The following is a 2,288-nucleotide window of genomic DNA, read 5'->3' on the forward strand; positions in this document are numbered from 1 at the left end:
CTCGCCCCGGCGCACGTGCAGCCATACGTCCTAGTGGCCCGGGGCCGTGCTGGGGTCTTCCGGTTCAGGGCATGATCTGGATGGAGTAGAGGGAGTAGCCGTAGGGGGTGCCGCGGGTGATGCCTTGCATGCGGACGTAGCGGGCTGTGGTGGTGGGGAAGGTGAGGGTGTCGATACCGGCGTTGGTCAGGCCCCGGCGCTGTGCCACGGTGGTCCATGTCGCGCCGTCGTTGGAGACCTGGATGTTGTAGTCCTTGCCGTACGCCGCTTCCCAGTTGAGCCGCACTGAGGTGAACTGCTGGGCGCTTCCCAGATCGACCTGCAGCCACTGGTTGTCGCTGTAGGCGCTGGACCACCGGGTGGTGTCATTGCCGTCGACGGCATAGGAGGCGGGAAACGCCCCAGTCTCGACAGAGGAAGCCGAAGCGGGGTGGTTGAAGGCGAGGTCGCCGGGTGCGGGATTGGGTTTGAGGGTGTCGGGCAGGTAGGCGGTGTCGGGGCCCTGCCCGACGGCGGCGACCCGGCTGAGGAACGCGGTGTAGTCGGTGCCGGCGGCGCCGGCCGACCACATCTTCTGGGCGAGGGCGGGGAAGCTCTTCTCGATCAGTGCGTGGACCTGGAGTTCGGTGTAGGTCGCGTGGACGAGGTCGTTCCACACCGCGGGCATTGCCCCGAGCAGGTTCGGGTCCTGGACCGCCAGATCCTGGCCTTCACCGAAAACGTTCGGCGCCCAGCTGGTGAAGATGGACTGACCGTCCAGCCCCTGGCCGTGGTAGTAGTTAGCGAACGGCACCACATACAGCAGGCCGTCGTTGGAGTTGATGACCTTGTAGCCGTCGGAGATCGCCGCCTTGGGGCCGTACCAGCCGTTGTTCCAGCTGTTGATGACCATGCCCTTGTCGTAGCCAGCACCACTGCCGGACATCGCCGTGAAGCTGCCCCAGGCGTTGACGGTTTTGCCGAGCGAGCGCACATAGGGGGCCATGGTGTTGACGTAGGTCTTGTACTGGTCGGCCAGCGAGGTGGGGTACTCGTCGATGCCGATGTGCACCGTCGGCCCACGGAACCAGGGCACGAATTCGGCGAACACGCTCTTCATGAAGGTGGTGGTCGCCGGCTTGCTGAGGTCCAGGTGGTCGGAGTTGCCGCCGTTGAGGCCCAGCTCGGGCTTGAACTTGATGAAAGCACGGGCGTGCGCGGGCGAGTCGATCTCGGGGATGATGGTGACACTGTTGGCTGCTGCGGTGTCTTCGAAGGAATCCCAGTCGGCACGGGTGTAGGAGCCGTCGGTGGCGGCCAGCCCGGCGAAGGTGGGGTTGGTGCTCTTGAGCCGGAAGGCGGACTGGGCCTTTGACCAGTCGCCGTTCGGCGCGCCGATCTCGTTGTCGTTCAGGTGTAGCTGCAGCGTGTTGAGCTTCAGCCAACCCATCCAGTGCAGGTAGGACTGGATGAACTCCGGGGTGAAGTAACGTCGGCCCACGTCCAGCATGAACCCGCGCACCGCGTAGTTGGGGTAGTCGACGGCAGTACCCACGGGCACGCTGGCGTGGTCGGGTGAGCCGAGGATGGCCTGCAGGAGGGTGCGGGTGCCGTAGTAGGCGCCCTTGTTGCTCCCGCCGACGATGTCGATGGAAGAGGTGCTGGCACTGAGCCGGTATGCCTCGGACCGCAGCGCCGCCTTAGCCGCTCCGAAGTCGGCAGCCGGGTCGATGCGCAGGGCGATATCGCCCGCCCCGGCAGTGCCGGTGGCGACGGTCAGCCGCAGGGGGGTCAGCTCGGCCGTTTCACGGGCGACCTGGGAGGCCAGGTCCTGCAGACTGCTGGGGGATCCGCTGGGGACGACGATGCGGCTGGTCGAGGTCAGGACCAGCCGGCCTGTCCCGCCGGACCACTGCTGAAGCGCCGGCACGACCCCGGGTGGCGCGGTGTTCACTGCCTCTGCGGCCGGCGGCGCACCATGTGCCACGCCGACCAGCGGCAGGATCAGAAGAACAGCGCCGAGGAGTGATCCGGCAAGCTGTCTGGATCTCATGTGAATGCCTCCGTAAGAGGGGAAGGCGGCACAAGGACGCCGAACCTTCGGCAGTCGTGTTGATCGACTGTCTGGAGGTCCTGGGTGCGGTCGATTTTTGACGGATGAGCAGGCTGCCGCGTACGCGGCGTTTCGCGGGGTGCCGTCCCGTACGGAGCGCTGGAGCGTTTCTTCTTCCTGGACGATGCGGACCGGGAGCTGATCGAGGTTGTTCGACGCGGCGGCCGGGTGGCTGCGCGGGCGCCGCGTGCTGCTG

Annotated in this window: 1 protein-coding gene and 1 pseudogene; one reads left to right on the forward strand and one right to left on the reverse strand. The window is 66.4% G+C overall.

Annotation, left to right across the window (positions count from 1 at the left end; genetic code table 11):
- Nucleotides 1–64: 64 nt before the first annotated feature.
- Nucleotides 65–2,032 carry a family 20 glycosylhydrolase gene (locus tag ACI2LP_RS34160; protein WP_404728428.1) on the reverse strand — a complete coding sequence of 656 codons (1,968 nt, stop codon included), beginning with the start codon at nt 2,030–2,032 and terminating at the stop codon, nt 65–67.
- Between the two features lie 67 nt (nt 2,033–2,099).
- On the opposite strand from ACI2LP_RS34160, the pseudogene ACI2LP_RS34165 reads away from it, so the two are divergent.
- Nucleotides 2,100–2,288, forward strand: a pseudogene (locus ACI2LP_RS34165) (DUF4158 domain-containing protein); the annotation flags it as partial.

The organism is Streptomyces sp. NPDC019890 (genome assembly GCF_044903445.1).
Taxonomy (GTDB): Bacteria; Actinomycetota; Actinomycetes; order Streptomycetales; family Streptomycetaceae; genus Streptomyces.